At 68.5% G+C, this 20034-nt stretch carries 16 protein-coding genes; 10 read left to right on the forward strand and 6 right to left on the reverse strand.

Annotated features, from left to right (window positions below; all coding sequences use genetic code 11):
* Positions 1 to 68: 68 nt before the first annotated feature.
* The 6 genes from H7H34_RS01360 to H7H34_RS01385 form a co-directional block, all read right to left on the reverse strand.
* Positions 69 to 620, reverse strand: coding sequence for an OmpA family protein (locus tag H7H34_RS01360; protein WP_371811336.1), 552 nt, complete (start codon positions 618 to 620; stop codon positions 69 to 71).
* Positions 617 to 1279 (reverse strand): L,D-transpeptidase, encoded by a 663-nt coding sequence (locus tag H7H34_RS01365; protein WP_185924003.1) that lies wholly within the window; start codon positions 1277 to 1279, stop codon positions 617 to 619. The genes H7H34_RS01360 and H7H34_RS01365 overlap by 4 nt, the downstream gene beginning before the upstream one ends.
* Positions 1280 to 1395: 116 nt before the next feature.
* Positions 1396 to 3069: an NTP transferase domain-containing protein gene (locus H7H34_RS01370; protein ID WP_185924004.1), complete on the reverse strand. Its 1674-nt coding sequence runs from the start codon at positions 3067 to 3069 to the stop codon at positions 1396 to 1398.
* Positions 3066 to 3779, reverse strand: a complete 714-nt coding sequence (locus tag H7H34_RS01375; RefSeq protein WP_185924005.1) for an XdhC family protein — start codon at positions 3777 to 3779, stop codon at positions 3066 to 3068. Before H7H34_RS01375 ends, H7H34_RS01370 begins: the two co-directional genes overlap by 4 nt.
* Before the next feature lie 90 nt (positions 3780 to 3869).
* Positions 3870 to 4214 (reverse strand): XdhC family protein, encoded by a 345-nt coding sequence (locus H7H34_RS01380; protein WP_185924006.1) that lies wholly within the window; start codon positions 4212 to 4214, stop codon positions 3870 to 3872.
* Positions 4215 to 4945: 731 nt separating this feature from the next.
* Positions 4946 to 6559: a phosphoenolpyruvate carboxykinase gene (locus tag H7H34_RS01385; RefSeq protein WP_120270500.1), complete on the reverse strand. Its 1614-nt coding sequence runs from the start codon at positions 6557 to 6559 to the stop codon at positions 4946 to 4948.
* 558 nt (positions 6560 to 7117) lie between these two features.
* Between H7H34_RS01385 and H7H34_RS01390 the strand changes: the two genes are divergently transcribed.
* From H7H34_RS01390 to H7H34_RS01435, 10 genes are all read left to right on the forward strand, one after another.
* A complete protein-coding gene (locus tag H7H34_RS01390; RefSeq protein WP_185924007.1) occupies positions 7118 to 8521 on the forward strand; it encodes an MATE family efflux transporter in 1404 nt (467 codons plus the stop codon).
* 108 nt (positions 8522 to 8629) lie between these two features.
* On the forward strand, positions 8630 to 9328 hold the full coding sequence (locus tag H7H34_RS01395) for a response regulator transcription factor (RefSeq protein ID WP_067223449.1): 699 nt from the start codon (positions 8630 to 8632) through the stop codon (positions 9326 to 9328).
* A 105-nt stretch (positions 9329 to 9433) separates the two neighbouring features.
* Positions 9434 to 11275: a sensor histidine kinase gene (locus H7H34_RS01400; RefSeq protein WP_120270498.1), complete on the forward strand. Its 1842-nt coding sequence runs from the start codon at positions 9434 to 9436 to the stop codon at positions 11273 to 11275.
* Positions 11272 to 11733, forward strand: a complete 462-nt coding sequence (locus H7H34_RS01405) for an HPr kinase/phosphorylase (RefSeq protein ID WP_185924008.1) — start codon at positions 11272 to 11274, stop codon at positions 11731 to 11733. The genes H7H34_RS01400 and H7H34_RS01405 overlap by 4 nt, the downstream gene beginning before the upstream one ends.
* Positions 11734 to 12043: 310 nt before the next feature.
* Positions 12044 to 12448 carry a PTS sugar transporter subunit IIA gene (locus tag H7H34_RS01410; protein ID WP_120270496.1) on the forward strand — a complete coding sequence of 135 codons (405 nt, stop codon included), beginning with the start codon at positions 12044 to 12046 and terminating at the stop codon, positions 12446 to 12448.
* Between the two features lie 4 nt (positions 12449 to 12452).
* Positions 12453 to 12746 carry an HPr family phosphocarrier protein gene (locus H7H34_RS01415; protein WP_120270495.1) on the forward strand — a complete coding sequence of 98 codons (294 nt, stop codon included), beginning with the start codon at positions 12453 to 12455 and terminating at the stop codon, positions 12744 to 12746.
* 683 nt (positions 12747 to 13429) lie between these two features.
* On the forward strand, positions 13430 to 14827 hold the full coding sequence (gene ahcY / locus H7H34_RS01420) for an adenosylhomocysteinase (RefSeq protein ID WP_120270494.1): 1398 nt from the start codon (positions 13430 to 13432) through the stop codon (positions 14825 to 14827).
* A 351-nt stretch (positions 14828 to 15178) separates the two neighbouring features.
* Positions 15179 to 17650, forward strand: coding sequence for a PAS domain-containing sensor histidine kinase (locus H7H34_RS01425; RefSeq protein WP_209006127.1), 2472 nt, complete (start codon positions 15179 to 15181; stop codon positions 17648 to 17650).
* Between the two features lie 12 nt (positions 17651 to 17662).
* The gene (gene tsaE, locus H7H34_RS01430) at positions 17663 to 19222 is read left to right on the forward strand and encodes a tRNA (adenosine(37)-N6)-threonylcarbamoyltransferase complex ATPase subunit type 1 TsaE (protein WP_185924010.1); all 1560 of its coding nucleotides are present in this window, start codon (positions 17663 to 17665) and stop codon (positions 19220 to 19222) included.
* Between the two features lie 48 nt (positions 19223 to 19270).
* Positions 19271 to 20029, forward strand: a complete 759-nt coding sequence (locus tag H7H34_RS01435; RefSeq protein WP_256431499.1) for a nucleotidyltransferase family protein — start codon at positions 19271 to 19273, stop codon at positions 20027 to 20029.
* Positions 20030 to 20034 lie beyond the last annotated feature (5 nt).

The raw sequence follows: 20034 nt of genomic DNA on the forward strand, positions 1-20034 counted from the left end.
CGGCATGGGAGCCATGCCTATATTGCAGTGCAGCGATGTGGTTAATGCCGAGCGGTTGCAGTCTTACTTCACCGTTCGCGTTCTTCGCGAAGGTTGGTGACCACCCGGCGGTTCTGCGCCTTGCATTCTTCTTCGGCGCAGTCGCGCACCTTGCGCTCGGTGCCGTAGCCCTTGGCCCAGAGCCGGTTCGGCGAAACGCCCTTGCCGACCAGATAGGCCATGACCGCATTGGCCCGGCGCGTCGACAGGGCCGTGTTGTCGCCGGCGCTGCCCGGATCGTCCGCAAAGCCCTGGATCTTGGCGAACCAGGTCCGGTTGGTCTTGAGCCACTCGGCCTGCTTGTCGAGCGTCATGCGCGCCGTCTCGTCGATGTCGGCCGAGCCGGGCGTGAAATAGGTCCGCCGCCCGACATTGAGCATGAAGGCTTCCTCGCTGCCCGGCTCCATGTTGGCGAAGCCGAGCACCGGCGCGTTGGTGACGTCCGGTGAGGCGACGTTCTCGACCGTGTTGCAGCCGGCCAACAGGGCCGAGGCGACGAGCCCGGCAAAAAGCAGGGGCGAGAGCGGGGCGCGCGGCCGCGCGGCGGGGCGGCCGGTTTCGGGCATCGGAAAGACGGTCACGTGCGCTCCTGATCCTTCGGGGTGCCGGCGCCCAGATGCTCCAGAACCGATACGCGGGTTCCCACGGGGCAACGCTGGTAGAGGTCGATGATGTCTTCTGGGAACATGCGGATGCAGCCCGACGAGACGTCGCTGCCGATGCTCCAGGGCTCCAGCGTGCCGTGCAGCCGGTAGCCGGTATCGGCGCCGCTGTCGTGGTGCAGGTAGAGCGCACGCGGCCCCAGCGGGTTGTTCGGGGCGCCGCCCTCGACCAGTTTCGGCAGGTCGGGCTGGCGCTTGCGCATCTCCGGAGGCGGCACCCAGCGCGGCCACAGCGACTTGCGGCGGACTTGCGCACGGCCGAACCACTGGAAGCCCTCGCGCCCGACGCCGACGCCGTAACGCAGCGCGGTGTTGTTTTCCCAGATCCAGTAAAGGAAGTGGTTGCGGGTATCGACGACCACCGTTCCGGGCGATTCTTGCGAGAAATACTTGACCATCTGCCGGCGCCAGTGCGGCTTGATCACCGAGAAATTGGTGCGCCGATACTGGAACCCGTTGTCGGAGGCGGCCCCGTCGAACCATTTCGAGGACGCGAATGCAGGCATGGGCAGCGAAATGTTCGTCGCCATCGCACCGGCGCCGACCAGCAGCGCACGCCGTGTCATGGATGCCGTCATGCCGTCTCCTCCTCCTGACGGGCAGCCGCTCCCGCTCCGCCCTCGTCAGTATCTGCGAGCGCGGAACAGTCCTATTACTGTCCATCGCGGAGAAAACGTCAATCCTTCGAAGTTTTTCAGTTTGGTGACGGGCGCGGAGAAGGCGTTTCGCCGAAGTCCGCGCCGGCCGCCGACAGCGCCTCGCGCGTGTCGAGATCGAGGCGCGCGGCCTCGCCGATCTCCACCTCTCGCATGGCCGAGGCGTTCTGCCCGATCAGGTGACGGGCGCCCGTGTCGCCCTCCAGCCGCGCCAGCGCGTCGAAATGGCTGCGGTCCCAAAGGACCGGATTGCCACGTTTGCCGTGGGTGGTGGCAAGCACGAGGGTGACGCCCTCATCCGGCCGGTAGGCCTCGATCAGCCGGTCGAGAACGGGGCCGTCGATGCCCGGCATGTCGGCGAGCAGGATCATCGCGGCATCGGCATCCGGTCCCAGGGCCTTGATACCGGTGCGGATCGAGCCTGCCATGCCGTCGGCATAGTCGGGATTGTGCACCAGCGCGACATCGAGCCCGGCAAGCGCGTCGGCGACCTGCTCGGCCATGTGGCCGGTCACCACGGTGAGGCGGGACAGCCCGCTTGCCAGCGCCGCCCTTGCAGCGATGCGCACCAGGGGGTGGCCGCCGATCCGGGCCAGAAGCTTGTTGACGCCGCCCGCCCGCCGCGACTGCCCGGCGGCCAGCAGGATGCCCTCGATCCGCCGACCGCGCGGTGCCGCCTGCAGCGGCTCCAGCGTCGCCTCGCGTGCGGGTTCGCGCGCCACCTCGCGCGGCTGCGGCCGCGTGCCGATCTCCATCAAGAGGCCGCCGACTCCCATGCCGGTGATCTCATGGGGGGTGACCGGCAGGTCCGCCATCAGCCGGTCGAGCACCCAGTCGAAGCCGTTTTCCTTGGGGCTGCGGGCGCAGCCCGGCGCGCCGAGAACCGGCACTCCGCCGACCTCGCCGACGAGCAGCAGGTTGCCCGGGTCGACGGGCATGCCGAAATGCGTGACCGTCCCGCCGGCCTGCCGGATCGCGGACGGGATGACGTCCTCCCGGTCGACGATGGCCGAGGCGCCGAAGACCAGAACCAGCTCCGCCCCGTCCGCGATCAGCGCGGCGATGGCCTTGGCCGTCTCGCCCGCCTCGTGGGCGACCCGGAGCTCGCGGGTGAGCTGCGATCCATAGACGGCCAGGCGGCTTTCGGTGATCCGCCGGGTCTTGTCGAGGGTGGCGGGCTTGAGATGCGCAAGCTGGGTTGCGACCAGCCCGACGGGGCGCGCGCGGAACGGGGCGACGCGCACTGCCCCGCGCACCGCCTGGCAGGCGGCCTCCACATCGGCGCGCGGCGCGGCGAAGGGAATGATCTTGGCCGTCGCCACCATGCGGCCACGGGTGATCCGGGCGTAGGCGGGCAAGGTGGCCAGCGTGATGGCCGGATCGATGCGGTTGGTCCGGTCGACCGCGTCCCTGTCGACCACCAGCAGGCCGTCGGCATCGGCATGGAAGTTGACGCGGCCAGTAAAGGGCGGCTCCAGCGTCATGCCGCCGCCGGACGCAGCCTGCGCGATGCGCCGCGCCGCCTCGTCCTCGTGGCAATCGTCCGGGCCGAGCCGGGCGGCAACGACCTCCGCGATGCCCGCATCCGCGATCCGTGCGATGTCGCTGGCGGTGAGCAGGTGGCCCTTCTTCAGCGCGCCGTCAGCAAGCCGCAGCGTGTGGGCGAGCAGGGCGCCTTCCGCCTCTCGCGTGGCGAGCGGGCCGAACTTCACGGCCGGCCTCCCTCTCCCTTGGGTTCGGGGCTCTTGCGAAGGGCGGCGATGATGTTGGCGAGCACGGCTACGGCGATCTCGGCCGGCGAGGCCGCGCCGATATCGGCGCCGATCGGGGCATCGATGCTGTCGAAAGCGGCCGGTGTCACGCAGGCCTCCAGCAGGCGCTCGCGCCGCTTGCCATGGGTCTTGCGGCTGCCGAGCGCACCGACATAGAAGCACCCGGCCGACAGCGCGGCGGCAAGCGGCACGTCGTCGATCTTCGGGTCATGGGTGAGCGCGGCGAGCGCGGTGTAGGGATCGAGCGCCAGCTGGTCGAGCACGTCGGCCGGCCATTCGGCGAGCAGCGTGCCGTCCGGAAACCGCTCGGGCGTGGCAAAGGCGGTGCGCGGGTCGACGACGGTCACATCGAAGCCGGCGATCTGCGCCATCGGCACCAAGGCCTGGCTGATATGGACGGCGCCGATCAGCACGATGCGCGGCGGCGGCACGCTGACGGTCAGGAAGGCCTGGCCGCCGCCTGCAAGCTCGACCAGCCCGGACTTGCCGGACCTCAGCCTGGCGCGCAGCTCCGCCGCCAGCGGATCGGCGTCCGTGATGTCGCTTGGGGCGACGAGGCGCTGGGCGCCGCTGCCGATCTCGGTGACGAGGATCGCGGGCTTGCGGCCGCTGCGGGCGGCGTTGAAACGGGCAAGGAGCTGTAGGTCCATGAAAGCGGTCCTGAAAATGGGGAGGCGCCGGCGAGCAGCACCTTGAGGCAGGCAAGGCGGATGGCGCGGAAGGGACCTTCCGCGCGCGGGTCAGGACGGCCGTGCCACCGGCTCCACATAGACGCGGATGCGCCCGCCACAGGACAGGCCGACGCGCCAGGCGGTCTCGTCGGCAACGCCGAATTCCAGCATGGCGGGCTTGCCGGTCTCGATCACCTCGGCCGCCTCGGCCACGACCGCGCCCTCGACGCAGCCGCCCGACACCGAGCCCTCGAAGTTTCCGTCCGCATCGATGACGAGATGCGCGCCGACCGGGCGCGGCGCCGAGCCCCAGGTCTCGACCACGGTGGCAAGGGCGACGCGGCGCCCGTCGCGGCTCCAGCTTTCCGCCAGAACCAGCGGATCGATGTCCGTCCGGATTGCATCCTGTTGCATGTCCGTCTCCTTCGTTGCCTCGAATATAGGCCGAGGCCGGCGACCTGCACAGGCTTCCCGTCGCTGGCCTTTGGTCGGAAGGGGATGGCCTCTCCTCGTCATCGCGCACAGCGCTCCAGCGCGGGTGCGGGACCCATTGGCTCCCTTGGCGGGTGTTTTTGCTGCAACCCCTCCCAACATCTTCCCGGATCTTCGGCCTTCGGCCTCGTCCGGGAAGACGAAGGAGAGGCGGAGCAACGTCGGCGGGTGAGGGAAGGTGGTGCCACTTTCTCAAGGTGTCGTCCCGGTTTCGGCGCAGCCGAAGACCGGGATCCAGTAACCCCGGACGGTTCAGCCTGAGCTTCGGCGCTGTTGCCGGAACGCAGCTGGCTTCGCGCCACCATTCGCTCCGGCGGATACTGGACGCCTGCCTGCGCAGGCGTGACAGCCGGGGCCTATTGGTTGCCAGAGCGGTTGCGGGAGTGCGCGTGTCCCTCCATGCGTCTTCCCGGACGAGGCCGAAGGCCGAAGATCCGGGACCGGCGAGCCGGGGGCGCATGAGGTGCGCTCCGAAACCATTCCACCGCCGCCGTGCCTCCCCGGTTCCGGCTCGCGCTTCGCTTGGCCGGAATGACGAACGGGAAGGGTGGTGCAAGGAGGGCGGCGGTCGCTCCCCGCACACAGCTGCAGCAAAGAAAAAGGGCGCCGCAAGCCTGCGGCGCCCTTCGACGTGTCAGCTGTCCGCTGCGGCGTTATTCGGCCGCGGCGCGAAAGGACGGGGCAGCAGCGAGGATCGCGCCGTCCACATGGCTTTCGAACTTGGCGAAGTTGGTGACGAACATGTCCACCAGCTTGGCGGCCTGCGCGTCGTAGGCCTCCTTGTCGGCCCAGGTCGAGCGCGGGTCGAGGATCTTCGGATCGACGCCCGGAACCTCGACCGGAACGGCGAAGCCGAAATTCGCGTCCGTGCGGCACTCGACGTCGCGCAGCGAACCGTCCAGCGCGGCGGAGAGCAGCGTGCGGGTGGCACGGATCGGCATGCGGTTGCCGATGCCGTAGGCGCCGCCCGTCCAGCCGGTGTTGACCAGCCAGCAATCGACCTCATGGGTGGCGATCAGCGAACGCAGCAGGTTGCCGTACTCGGACGGATGACGCGACATGAACGGCGCGCCGAAGCAGGTGGAGAACGTCGCCTGCGGCTCCGTCACGCCCTTCTCGGTGCCGGCGACCTTCGCCGTGTAGCCGGACAGGAAGTGATACATCGCCTGGGCCGGGGTCAGCCGCGCGATCGGAGGCAGCACTCCGAAGGCATCCGCCGTCAGCATGATGATGTTCTTGGGGTGCGGGGCGCGGCCCGTCGGGCTGGCGTTGGAGATGAAGTGGATCGGGTAGGCGCAGCGGGTGTTCTCGGTCTTCGAGCCGTCGTCGAAGTCGGGAACGCGCGTCTGCTCATCGAGCACGACATTCTCCAGCACGGTGCCGAAGCGCTGGGTCGTGGCGTAGATCTCCGGCTCCGCCTCGGCCGACAGCTTGATCGTCTTGGCGTAGCAGCCGCCCTCGAAGTTGAAGACGCCGTCCGGGCCCCAGCCATGCTCGTCGTCGCCGACCAGCGTGCGGGTCGGGTCGGCCGAAAGGGTGGTCTTGCCGGTGCCGGACAGGCCGAAGAACACGGCCGTGTCGCCCTCGTCGCCGACATTGGCGGAGCAGTGCATCGGCATGACGCGGCTGGCCGGCAGCAGGAAGTTCAGCATCGAGAAGACGGACTTCTTCATCTCGCCGGCATAGGAGGTGCCGCCGATCAGGACGATGCGGTTGGTGAAGTCGCAGGCGATCACCGTCTCGCTGCGGCAGCCGTGGCGCGCGGGATCGGCGCGGAAGCTCGGCAGGTCGATGATCGTCATCTCGGGGGCGAAATCCGCCAGCTCCGACGCATCCGGGCGGATCAGCAGGTTGCGGATGAACAGGGAGTGCCAGGCGTATTCGGTGAAGACGCGCACCTTGATGCGGTGGACCGGATCGGCGCCGCCATGCAGGTCCTGCGCATAGAGCGACATGCCCTTGGCATGGGCTGCCATGTCGGCATGGAGAGCGGCGAACTGCTCGGGGCTCATGGAGTTGGAATTGTCCCACCACACGGTGTCGCGGGTGGTGTCGTCGATGACGATGAACTTGTCCTTCGGCGAGCGGCCCGTGTGGACGCCGGTGTCGGCGACGAGCGCGCCGCCATCGGCGACGACGGCCTCCCCGCGGCGCAGCGCATGCTCATAGAGCGCCGGTGCCGTGAGGTTGCGATGAAGTCCGCCGAGCTCCTTCAAGCCGCACATGCCAGCGTCTTTCGAAGAAAGCTCTACGCCCTGATCCGCCATGTTTCCGAGATCCCTGTATCGTATTTGGTTCGACCGGTCCTTCGTGGACCGCTGAGACTGCCGGCTGCCGCGATATGCGTCCTGTCGCGATTTCGCAATATGAGTCCGGTAGCGTGTGAACTGCCGGCGGCCCTGGTGCCGGCGCACGGAACGGCCGTCGACCCCGTGTCGGGTCCGGCCCTGCTGTCTTTTTCGCTTTTGGCAGAGCGAACCTAGTGGATGGCCCCCAAATCAACAAGCGCAACGAAGGTGGCCGGTTCGAGATTAAATCGATTTAATTCACCGTTTCTGCAGTTATAATTATTTTTTAAGGAAAAATAATACGTGTTCCGGCGCCGGTTCCGGTGGAATACTCGTTTCATATCAGATCATTCGCGGATCATCCGTTCGGAACCGCGCCAAATGGTCGCGAAACCGGGCCGCGGGACGGGCCGGACCATGGCGGATTCGCATGGCTGACCGGCCCGGCGCTTTCGGCTATGGTCGGAGCCCGATTGCCCGGCGCAAGACAGCTTCGCGCCCGCTTCCCGCCTTTTCCGTCTCACCCGTCAGGCCAAGATGTCGACACTTCGCAGTCCCGCTCCCGCTTCGGCGGGGCATCATTTCCGCGCAACCGTGGCGCTGGCGCTGCCGATCATCGTGTCGCGCGCGGCGCTCGTCATCATGTTCACCGTCGACACGGTGATGGTGGGGCGGGCGAGCGCTGCCGACCTTGCCTATTTCGGCCTCGGCGTCGCGCCGCAGCTGACCTTGATGATGGTCGCCGTCGGCGCACTGCAGGCCACCGCCGTGCTGGCCTCGCAGGCGCTGGGCGCGGGCGATGCCCCGCGCGCCGGCGCGGTGCTGCGCGCCTCGCTCGCCCATGCGCTGGCGCTCGGCCTCATCTGTCTCTTCCTGTCGATGCTGGCCGAGCCGTTCTTCCTGGCAACGGGACAGGACGCGGACCTGGCCGCGGGCGCCGCGCGCGTCTCGCACGCCTTCGGCTTCGGCATGCCGGGCATCCTGCTTTTCGTCGCCTGCAACCTGTTCATGGAGGCGACCGGCCGGCCCAAGACCGGCATGGTGATCATGCTGGCTGCCAATCTCGTCAACGTGCCGCTGAATGCGCTGCTCGGCTACGGCTGGGGCGGCTGGTTCGCCGCCGGCGGGGCGGAAGGCATCATGATGGCGAGCACCATCGCCCGCACGCTCGCCGGCCTGACCATCCTGACCATCCTGGCGATGCAGGCCCGGCGCGACGACACGTTCCGCATCCTGCCGCGCCGCAGCGCCGGGGCGGCCGCGCTCGGCCTGTGGGCGGACCCGGATGCGCGCCTGCTGCGCCGGCTCGGCCTGCCGATGGGCCTTGCCCAGGGCGTGGAAAGCGCCGCCTTCGCCACCGTCGTGATGATGGCCGGCTGGCTCGGTACCGCGCAGCTTGCCGCCTACCAGACGACGATGAGCCTCGTCACGCTGACCTTCATGATGGCCATCGGCACCGGCGGGGCGACGGCGATCCGGGTGGGCCGGGCCTTCGGCGAGGGCGACATGGCCAATGTCGGGCGCGCCGGCTGGACGGGCATCGCGCTCGGCGGGCTGTGGCCGCTGCCGGTGGCGCTGCTGTTCCTGCTGTCGCCGGAAACGGCGGCAAGGGCCGTGACCTCCGACCCGCGGACGGTCGAGGCGGCGGCGCAGGCGCTCTTCGTCGCCGGCTTCATGCTGTCGATCGACGCGGCGATGGCGGTGACCATCGGCGCCCTGCGGGGGCTTGGCGACGTGTGGTGGCCGACCCTGTGGCAGATCGGGGCGTTCTGGCTGATCGCGATTCCGGTCGCCTATGTGATGGCGATCGTGCTGGCGGTCGGAGCGGGCGGGCTGATCGGCGGGCTGATCGCCGGCATCATCGTCTCCTTCACCGGCCTGTCGTTGCGCTTCGCGCGCCAGAGCGCGATGCGGCGCCTTTCGCCGGTGGTTCCGCTGTAGCGGTCGGCGATTGCTGCCGGGCATCGCCATAATTTATGCGCATTTGCACCCGCAAGGCTGATAAACCAAGACGAGCGAACAAGAAGAACGGGTTCAGGGCTTTCGACCATGCCGACGATCGCACTCGTAGACGACGACCGCAATATCCTGACCTCGGTCTCCATTGCACTGGAGAGCGAAGGATACAGGGTCCATACCTATACGGACGGCTCCTCGGCCCTCGACCGGCTGATCACCGATCCGCCGGATCTTGCCATCTTCGATATCAAGATGCCGCGCATGGACGGCATGGAGCTGCTGCGGCGGCTGCGCCAGAAGTCCGACCTGCCGGTGATCTTCCTGACCAGCAAGGACGACGAGATCGACGAGCTGTTCGGTCTCAAGATGGGCGCCGACGACTTCATCCGCAAACCGTTCTCGCAGCGGCTGCTGGTGGAGCGCGTCAAGGCGGTGCTGCGCCGCGTGCAGCCGCGCGACCCGGCGACGAGCAAGCAGGAAAGCGACAAGCTGCTGGAGCGCGGCGACCTGATCATGGACCAGGAGCGCCACACCTCCATGTGGAAGGGCCAGCCGGTGACGCTGACCGTCACCGAGTTCCTGATCCTTTACGCGCTCGCCCATCGTCCGGGCGTGGTCAAGAGCCGCAACGCCTTGATGGATGCGGCCTATGACGATCAGGTCTATGTGGACGATCGCACCATCGATAGCCATATCAAGCGGCTGCGGAAGAAGTTCAAGCTGGTCGACGACAGCTTCGACATGATCGAGACGCTGTACGGCGTCGGCTACCGCTTCCGCGAGGGCTGACGGCAGCGCCGCGCCCGCCCGGTCGATGCGCGACGCAGGCGGGGCGGCGTGCCTGCAAGGCGTGGCCGGGACGGCCCCGGTCGGGGAAAGTGCCGGGAAAGATGAATGGCGATTGAGGTGGACACGAGCGGGCGTGCCGAGCATGAGGCCGACCGGCGGACGTCTCCTCCGGCCGAGGCCGGGGGCGCGCCGGCTGCTGCCCGCGGTCCCAACAGTCAGCGCCGCTTCCGCAGGCGCATCCTGTCGCGCATCGCCGGCTCGATCTCGCCCTATCTCACCTCCTCGCTGACCCGCCGCATCCTGGTGCTGAACCTCGCCGGCCTGTGCGCGCTGGTCGGCGGCATCCTTTATCTCAACCAGTTCCGCGCCGGGCTGATCGATGCCCGCGTCCAGAGCCTCCTGACCCAGGGCGAGATCATCGCCGGTGCCATCGCCGCCTCGGCGACGGTGGAGACCGACGGGCTGATGGTCGATCCCGAGCAGCTGCTGCAGCTGCAGGCGGGCGAAAGCGTCTCGCCGACCGACGGCTCGCGGCTGACCGACTTTCCGATCAATCCCGAGCGCGTCGCCCCGGTGCTGCGCCGGCTGATCTCGCCGACCCGCACCAGGGCGCGGATCTACGATCCCGAAGGCATCCTGATCCTCGATTCCCGGCATCTTTACGCGCGCGGCCAGATCCTGCGCTTCGACCTGCCGCCGCCGACCACCGAGGAACCGGGCCTGTGGGACCAGATCTGGGCCGACGTGAAACTGTGGTTCCGCCGCGGCGACCTGCCGCTCTACGAGGAGATCGGCGCGGGCAACGGGCGGGCCTATCCGGAAGTGGAGGCAGCGCTCGCCGGCTCGCCCGCCAGCGTGGTGCGCGTGTCCTCGCGCGGCGAGCTGATCGTCTCGGTCGCGGTGCCGGTGCAGCGCTTCCGCGCGGTGCTGGGCTCGCTGCTGCTGTCGACGCAAGGCGGCGACATCGACGCCATCGTGCGGGCCGAGCGCATCGGCATCGTGCGCGTGTTCCTGGTCGCCGCGACGGTGACCATGGTGCTGTCGATCCTGCTGGCCGGCACCATCGCCGGCCCGGTTCGGCGGCTGGCGGCGGCGGCCGAACGGGTGCGCCGGGGCATCAAGTCGCGCGAGGAGATCCCGCAATTCTCCGAGCGGCGCGACGAGATCGGCCATCTGGCGAGTGCGCTTCGCGACATGACCAACGCGCTCTACAACCGCATGGACGCGATCGAGACCTTCGCCGCGGACGTGGCGCACGAGCTGAAGAACCCGCTGACCTCGCTGCGCAGCGCGGTGGAGACGCTGCCGCTGGCCAAGCAGCCGCAGGCGCGCGAGCGGCTGATGGAGGTCATCCAGCACGACGTGCGCCGGCTCGACCGGCTGATCACCGACATTTCCGATGCCTCGCGGCTGGATGCGGAACTGGCCCGCGCCGATGCCGAGCCCATCGACATCTCGACGCTGCTGCTGGGCGTGTGCGATCTGGCCAACGAACGGGCGGCGGCCGGCGAGGCGCGGGTCGAGGTGCATATCAATTCCTCGCGCCGCGACCATCCCTACCGGGTGCTCGGCCATGACAGCCGTCTCGGCCAGGTGGTCAACAACCTGATCGACAATGCCCGCTCCTTCTCGCCCCCCGGCGGCACGGTGCGGGTGACGGCGAACCGAACCGCCGACATGGTCGAGATCATGGTGGACGACGACGGGCCGGGCGTGCGCCCGGAGCTGCGCGAGCGCATCTTCGAGCGCTTCTATACCGACCGCCCGGAATCCGAGGGCTTCGGCAACAATTCCGGCCTCGGCCTGTCGATCTCGCGCCAGATCGTCGAGGCTCATCGCGGCACGATCTCGGTCGCCAACCGCGAAACGGTGGACGCCAAGACCGGCGAGACCCGCATCGACGGCGCCCGCTTCACCGTGCGCCTGCCGGCCGAGAGCCGGGGATGAGCGGCGGCGACACGGTTCATGCCTCCTGCATCCTGGTCGGCAGTGCCGGCATCCTGATCCGCGGCCGCTCGGGCGCGGGCAAGTCGCGCCTCGGCGAGCGGATCCTCAGCGAGGCGCGCTTGCGCGGCCTGCTGGCGCTGGCGGTGGCCGACGACCGGGTGGCGCTTGCCGCCCGCTCGGGCCGGCTGATCGCGAGCTGTCCGCCGCCGCTGGCGGGCCTGTGGGAGCGGCGCGGCGAAGGGATCGTTGAGGTCGCGGCCGAGCCGCGCGCCGTGGTGCGGCTGGTGGTCGACCTGGTGCCGGAGGGCGAGCTGGAGCGCATGCCGGAGAGCGAGGCGATGCGCGTCACCCTGTGCGGGATCGCGCTTGCGCGCCTTGCCGTGCCCTGCGGGCACGAGCAGGACACGGCGCTCGACGTGCTGGCCGTACTGACGGGCCGGGCCTCCGACAGGGCCTGATCCGGGGGCGCTGCGTCAGGGTCCCTGTCGCATCCGCGCGGGACCTTGCGAAAAAGCCGGGGGCCGGGTCCGATTTTTCTTGCGCTGCAGCGTTACCTTGCCGACATTGGGCGCCCGGCATCGAACGACCGGGGGCGGGGAGCGCTCCGTCGCGTGCGGCCCGCGGGTCGCAGCGGCGCAAGACTGCAAGAGGCTAAGGTATTTCTACCGGTCGTTGGATCGGCGGGATATCCGGAAAAAGTCCATTGTGGTATGCGCCACGCCGGCCGCTGAAGGCGGACCGGACGGACGGACAAACGACGGACAGGGCATGATCGGTCTCGTACTTGTTACGCACGGACGATTGGCGGAAGAATTCAAGTCTGCGCTGGAGCATGTCGTCGGCCCGCAAGACCGGGTCGAGACGATCTGCATCGGCCCGGACGACGACATGGAGCAGCGCCGGCAGGACATCCTGACGGCCGTGGAGAGCGTCAATGACGGCTCCGGCGTGGTGCTGCTGACGGACATGTTCGGCGGAACCCCGTCGAACCTTGCCATCTCCGTCATGGACGGCACCAGCATCGAGGTCATCGCCGGCGTCAACCTGCCCATGCTGATCAAGCTGGCCAGCGTGCGCGGCGAAAGCGCCATCGCCGAGGCGGTGGACGAGGCCCGCAAGGCCGGCCAGAAATACATTTCCGTTGCCAGCCAGGTTCTGTCGGGCCAGGGGTGACGGGATGATGGACCAGATGCAAGCGGCCGGGCTCACCCGCGACCTGAAGATCGTCAACCGGCGCGGCCTGCATGCCAGGGCCTCGGCCAAGCTGGTGAAGCTGGTCGAAACCTTCGACGCCGAGGTGGTGGTGATGAAGGACGGCCAGTCGGTCGGCGGCAATTCCATCATGGGCCTGATGATGCTGGCGGCCAGCCCCGGCTGCTCGATCCGCGTTTCCGCCACCGGCACGGAGGCGGAAAGCGCGCTCGCCGCCATCTCCGAGCTGGTGGAAAGCGGCTTCGGCGAGACCGACTGAGGCTTCGCTGCCTTCTTCCATCTAGCTAAATTGCTCCGGCCTCTCCTTCGTCCTCCCGGACGGCGCGCCAGCGCCGAGCCGGGACCGGTGAGCCGAGGGCCTATGGCACATGCCCCCGAACGACACCGGAGCCGCCATGCCTCCCCGATCCCGGATCTTCGGCCTTCGGCCTCGTCCGGGAAGACGCCGAGGAGAGGTCTTGGCCGGAACACCCTATCTCCGGGCTTGCCGAGGGCCCCGCTGGAGTCCGGTTCTGCGTACCTCTGGCCAGAAGGGTGGCCGAGAGGGGGGGCGGAGTGTTGCCGCATGCTTCCATGATCTGTTGGCGCTTCGTTAACCCAAGGGACAGGCACCGGGCCTTCGACTGAAAAGGACATAAAGAAATCTTTATATCCTTATTGCTTTGTATCGGTTTCCGGCCTATAAACCGGGCATCCGCCGGCTGCCTGCATCCGGCGCAAGGCGTTGTCCGCGCCGGACAAGGGGCCGAAAGGCCCGTGTTCCGGCGCCACACATGATCGTGCAAGACGCGCCAGAAAGACGAATTCCGGGGCAGCCCCAGGGTGCCCCAGGACACGGGCGCTGCCGGCTGCTGCCGGTCGCCCCTTCGGGAAATTCCTGTCCCGGACCCCGTTCCGGACGGGCAAGTGCTGTTTCAAACGAAAAGCGAGCGGACGATACGCATGACCACCGCAACCGATTATTACGTCAAGGATCTCTCCCAGGCCGACTACGGCCGCAAGGAGATCGACATCGCCGAGACCGAGATGCCGGGCCTGATGGCCTGCCGCGAGGAGTTCGGCGAGAAGAAGCCGCTCAAGGGCGCCCGCATCGCCGGCTCGCTGCACATGACCATCCAGACCGCCGTGCTGATCGAGACGCTGGTCGCGCTCGGCGCCGAGGTCCGCTGGGCCTCCTGCAACATCTTCTCGACCCAGGACCATGCCGCTGCCGCCATCGCCGCCGCCGGCATCCCGGTCTTCGCCGAGAAGGGCGAGACGCTGGAAGAGTACTGGGACTATTGCGACCGCATCTTCCTCTTCCCGGAAGGCACGGCGAACATGATCCTCGATGATGGCGGCGACGCCACCATGTACATCCTGCTCGGCGCCCGCGCCGAAGCCGGCGAGGACGTGCTCTCCAACCCGGGTTCGGAGGAGGAGAAGATCCTCTTCGCCCAGATCCGCAAGCGCATGGCCGCCAGCCCCGGCTGGTTCACCAAGCAGCGCGATGCGATCCGCGGCGTCTCCGAGGAGACCACCACGGGCGTCAACCGTCTGTACCAGCTGAAGGCCAAGGGCCTGCTGCCGTTCCCGGCGATCAACGTCAACGACAGCGTCACCAAGTCGAAGTTCGACAACAAGTACGGCTGCAAGGAGAGCCTTGTGGACGGCATCCGTCGCGGCACCGACGTGATGATGGCCGGCAAGACCGCCGTCGTCTGCGGCTATGGTGACGTCGGCAAGGGTTCGGCCGCCAGCCTTCGCGGCGCCGGCGCCCGCGTCAAGGTGACCGAGATCGATCCGATCTGCGCCCTGCAGGCCGCCATGGACGGCTTCGAGGTCGTCACCCTGGAGAAAGCGGCCCCGACCGCCGACATCGTGATCACCACCACCGGCAACAAGGACGTTGTGACCCTCGATCACATGCGTTCGCTGAAGGACATGGCGATCGTCGGCAACATCGGCCACTTCGACAACGAGATCCAGGTCGAGGCGCTGCGCAACTACAAGTGGACCAACATCAAGCCGCAGGTCGACATGATCGAGTTCCCGGACGGGAAGCGCATGATCCTCCTGTCGGAAGGCCGTCTGCTGAATCTCGGCAACGCGACCGGCCACCCGAGCTTCGTGATGTCCGCCAGCTTCACCAACCAGGTGCTGGCGCAGATCGAGCTGTGGACCCGTCCGGACGCCTACGACAAGGACGTCTACGTCCTGCCGAAGCATCTCGACGAGCGCGTCGCCCGCCTGCACCTCGCCAAGCTCGGCGTCGAGCTGACGGAGCTGTCGACGGCTCAGGCCGATTATATCGGCGTGAAGACCACCGGCCCGTACAAGCCGGAACACTACCGCTACTGATCGGTCCGGCCGGTCCCCGGCGCATCCGGCAGGCGCAATCCTGCCGGACGCAGGGCGAAATCGGCACCGGAACGAGCTCTGGCCGATCCCTTGACGGGGGCTGTGGATGACACAGCCCCCGTTTACTTTTCGGTAACCGACACTTCTTCGCGATTCGCGTTTGCGTTATGGTCTTTGCGAATCAGGCGGGTCGTAAGGCAGAACTGCTTGAGGCCCGTGTTTTGCGACGGGCCTGATGCGGCAGCCTTATGCGGGCGACCCGATGCGGGTGCCCTGACAGGGCGACAGGGGAAAGAGCGGATGCCGGCGGACGGCTGGGAACATGGGCGCGACCGCGCCGCATGGCGGAGAGTGAGTCGCAAGGCTCGGCTGGGTCTGTCGACCGCGCCGCTGGCCTGGGTCGCCTCCACCGGCCTGTGCCTTGCCAACGATGTCCCCGGGGCCACCCATCCGCTGTTTTCGGGCACCTTCACCCCTGAAAAGGTCGTCTGGATGGCCGCCGTCGGCGGTGCCGTGACCTTTGCCGTGACCGCTGCCGTCACCCTCATCCGCAACATGCGCGCAAGCTCCGGTACGCTGAACACCGCGACCGAGACCAGCGCCCGGCTCGCCGCGCGGCTCGACCGGCTGGAAAGCCTCGTCGCCTCCGACGACCAGCGCATCGTCATGTGGCAGCCCGGCGAGGACGAGCCCTTCGTTGCCGGCATGCTGGAGGAAAGCTCCGGCGTGCCGCGTTCGCCCGCCCGGCTGCTGGCCTTCGGCAGCTGGCTGGAGGCTCGTGCGGCCGGCGCGCTCGAACAGGCCGTCGACCGGCTGCGCCAGCACGGCGAGGCCTTCCGCATGACGGTGCCGACCCGCACCGGCGGCATGGTCGAGATCTGCGGCCGGGTGACCGCCAGCGCACCGGTGCTGCGCCTGCGCGACCTGACCGGCGAGCGCAAGTCGCAGGCCCTCACCGCCGAGCGCAACAGCGCCATGACCCGCGAGCTGCAGACCCTGCGCGCGCTGCTCGACGGCGTGCCCTCTCCGGCCTGGTTGCGCGACGAGGAAGGCGCCCTGGTCTGGGTCAATGCCGCCTATGCGCGGGCGGTGGAAACCGACAGCGGCCAGGCGGCCATCGACGCGCGGGTCGAGTTCCTCGACGCCAAGGGGCGCGGCCAGATGGAGCGCGGCCGCGACGAGAAAGGCCATTCGCGCGCCCGCCTGCCGGCGGTGGCGGCCGGCGCCCGGCGCATCTTCGACGTCACCCAGATCGCGGTCGACTCCGGCACCGGCGGCATCGCCATCGATGTCAGCGAGCTGGAAAACGTGCGCCAGGAACTCGGCCGCACCATCGACTTCCACGCCCGTACGCTCGACCAGCTGGCGACCGCCGTGGCGATCTTCGGCGCCGACCGGCGGCTGCAGTTCTACAACGCCGCCTTCCGCTCCCTGTGGGATCTCGACGCGACCTTCCTGGAGAGCAACCCGAGCGACGGGGCCCTGCTCGATGCGCTGCGCGCCGCGCGCAAGCTGCCCGAGCAGGCCGACTATCGCGGCTGGCGCAACAAGCTGCTGGAAACCTACACCTCGCTCGACGCGCGCGAATTCTGGTGGCACCTGCCGGACGGGCGCACGCTGCGCGTCATCGCCAACCCGCATCCGCAGGGCGGCGTCACCTATATCTACGAGAACGTCACCGAGCGGCTGGACCTGGAAAGCCGCTACAACTCGCTGATCCGTGTCCAGGGCGAGACGCTGGACAACCTGTCCGAGGCGGTGGCGGTGTTCGGGTCCGACGGGCGGCTGCGCCTGTGGAACCCGGCCTTCGAGAACATCTGGGACCTGTCCGACGACCGGCTCGGCGACAGCCCGCACATCACCCGCATCGTCGACATGGAGATGCTGGAGCCGGAAGAGACGGCGACCTGGCGCCAGCTGGTGACGGCGGTGACCAGCCTTGCCGACAACCGCGAGCCGGTGTCCGGGCGGCTGGACCGGGAGAGCGGCGAGGCGATCGACTACGCCACCGTGCCGCTGCCGGACGGCGGCACGCTGGTGACCTTCGTCAATGTGACGGATTCGGTGAATGTCGAGCGCGCGCTGCTCGACAAGAACGAGGCGCTGGAACAGGCCGACCAGCTCAAGAACGCCTTCATCCAGCACGTCTCCTACGAGCTGCGCTCGCCGCTGACCAACATCATCGGCTTCGCCCAGCTGCTGTCCGACCCGAAATTCGGCCCGCTGACCGCAAAGCAGGGAGAGTATGTCGACTACATCCTCTCCTCGTCCTCGGCGCTGCTGGCGATCATCAACGACATTCTCGACCTTGCCACCATCGATGCCGGCATCATGGAGCTCGACATTTCCTCCGTGGATGTGGCGCGGACCGTGCAGGCGGCGGTGGAGGGGTTGAAGGACCGGCTGGCCGACAGCGGCATCGCGCTGAAGCTGACAGTCGCCGACGATGTCGGCGTGATCCAGGCCGACGAGCGGCGCCTGCGCCAGGTGCTGTTCAACCTGATCTCCAACGCGCTGCGCTTCTCCGATGTGGGCGGTACCATCGACGTCGGCTGCCTGCGCACGATGGATGCCATCGAGTTCCATGTCCGCGACCATGGCTGCGGCATCCCCGAGGACATGCTCGACCAGGTCTTCGCCCGCTTCGTCGGCCGCGATGCCGGCCAGCGCCGCCGCGGCGCCGGGCTCGGCCTGTCCATCGTCAAGAGCTTCGTCGAGCTGCATGGCGGCACGGTCTCGATCGAATCGGAAGAGGGGGTCGGCACATATGTCGTCTGCCGATTTCCCTTCGCACCCGACGCCCTCCAGCACGCCGCCGAGTGACCGGCTCCTGCCATGAGCGATACCAGCCCTGCATCGCCGTCCCGGGATGCGGAGCCGTTTCCCGGCGAGATTTCACTATCCTGTCCTGACGAAGCGGCGACCGTCCGCCTGGCCGAGGACATCGCCATCATGCTGCAGCCCGGCGACTGCCTGTGCCTCGTCGGGGACCTGGGCGCCGGCAAGTCGACCTTCGCCCGGGCCTTGCTGCGCGCGCTGGCCGACGATCCCGCGCTCGAGGTGCCGAGCCCGACCTTCACCCTCGTCCAGTCCTATCCGTTCGAGCCGATGCCGGTCGCCCATTTCGACCTCTACCGGCTGGAGGACGAGGAGGAGCTCGACGAGCTCGGCCTCGACGAGATCCTGGAAAGCGGCGCGGCGCTGATCGAGTGGCCGGAGCGCGGCGCCTCGCGGCTGCCGGACAACCGGCTCGTCCTGCGCATTGCCGCCGGCGACACGCCGCAGGCGCGCAAGATCGCCCTGCTGCCGCCGGACGAGACCTGGCGCGCGCGCCTTGAGCGCACGCTGGCGATCCGCCGGCTGATCGAGGGAAACGCGCTTGCAGGCGCTCTGCGCCGCCGCTTCCAGGGCGATGCCTCGGCCCGCCGCTTCGAGACGGTGCGGGCCTCGGGCGCGGACGCGATCCTGATCGATTCCACCCCGCCGCCGCAGCATCAGCCGGTGCTGCGCGACGGGCTGACCTACCGCCAGCTGGTGCATCTGGCCGATGGCGTCGATGCGGTCGTCGCGGTCACCGAGGCCTTGCGGGCGCGCGGCATCTGCGCACCGCGCACATACGGCGCCGATATCGCGGGCGGTCTGGTGCTGCAGGAGGACCTGGGGCGCGGCAAGGTGCTGGACGGCGGCCGGCCGGTGGCCGAGCGCTATCTCGCCGCAGCCGGCGTGCTGGCGCGGCTGCACGGCGCCCCCCCGCAGGCGGACCTGCCGATCCCGCAAGGCTGCGGCGGCGGCAGCTACCGGCTGTCGCGCTTCGACCCGCGGGCGATGCTGGTTGAGGCCGAACTGTTTCTCCACTGGTATCTGCCGCGCATGGGGGGGGAGGTGCCGGACGGACTGGCGGAAACCTTCGCCGGGTGCTGGCAGCCGCTGTTCGAGCGCGCCGCAAAGGACCGCAACTGGGTACTGCGCGACTACCATTCGCCAAACCTGATCTGGCGCGAGGGCGAGAGCGGCGATGACCGCATCGCCGTGGTCGACACCCAGGACGCGATGATCGGCCCGGCCGCCTACGACGTCGCCTCGCTGGCGATGGATGCGCGCGTGGATGTGCCGCAGGAACTGGAGCGGCAGGTGCTCGAGCACTACATCGCCCGGCGGCATCAGACCACGCCCGGCTTCGACGAGGCGGCGTTCCGCCGCGACTACGCGATCATGGGCGCGCAGCGGGCGACCAAGATCCTCGGCATCTTTACCCGGCTCGCGGTGCGGGACGAAAAGCCCGGCTACCTTGTGCATCTGCCGCGCGTGCGCGAGTATCTGGCCCGCTGCCTGCGCCATCCGGAGCTGGCCGAACTGGCCGGCTGGTTCGACGGCCGCCTCGGCGAGACCGGATAGACGGCGCAGGCCCCAAACACCGGCCAAACCAACGGAAAAGAGGCGGACTTGCAGGCAGGATCAGACACGGCAAACGGGGCAGGGGCAAAGGGACCGAAGCGGGCCATCGTGCTGTCGGCCGGGATGGGCAAGCGCATGCGCCCGATCACCGCGACGACGCCCAAGCCGCTGGTCCCCGTCGCCGGGCGGACGCTGCTCGACCGGGCCTTCGACAAGCTGGTGGTCGCCGGCGTCGAGACCGTCGTCGTCAACGTGCATTACCTCGCCGATCTGGTGGAGGCGCATGCCCTGCGCTGGCCGGCGCCGCCCAGGGTGCTGATTTCCGACGAGCGTGCCGAGCTGCTGGAAACCGGCGGCGGTGTCGTCAAGGCGCTGCCGCTGCTGGGCGAGGAGCCCTTCTACCTGCTCAACTCCGACAGCACCTGGATCGAGGGTGTGCGGCCCAATCTGGAGCATCTGGCGAACAGCTTCGACGCTGAGAAGATGGACGGCCTGCTGCTCCTGTCCGGCCTCGTGTCCGCCGTCGGCTATGACGGCAAGGGCGACTTCGTGATGGATGCGGACGGACGCCTTGCCCGCCGGGCTGAGCGCGAGGTCTCGCCCTTCGCCTATGTCGGCGGGGCGATCCTGCATCCCCGGCTGTTCGACGGTGCGCCCGAAGGGGCTTTCTCGCTCAACCGGCTGTTCGACGCGGCGATCGAGCGCGGCACACTGTTCGGGGTGCTGATGGAAGGCATCTGGCTGCATGTCGGCACGCCCGAGGCGATCGATGCCGCCGAGCGGGCCATCCGCGACAGCGCCGCCTGACCGCG

The sequence above is a fragment of the Stappia sp. 28M-7 genome (assembly GCF_014252955.1).
Taxonomy (GTDB): Bacteria; Pseudomonadota; Alphaproteobacteria; order Rhizobiales; family Stappiaceae; genus Stappia.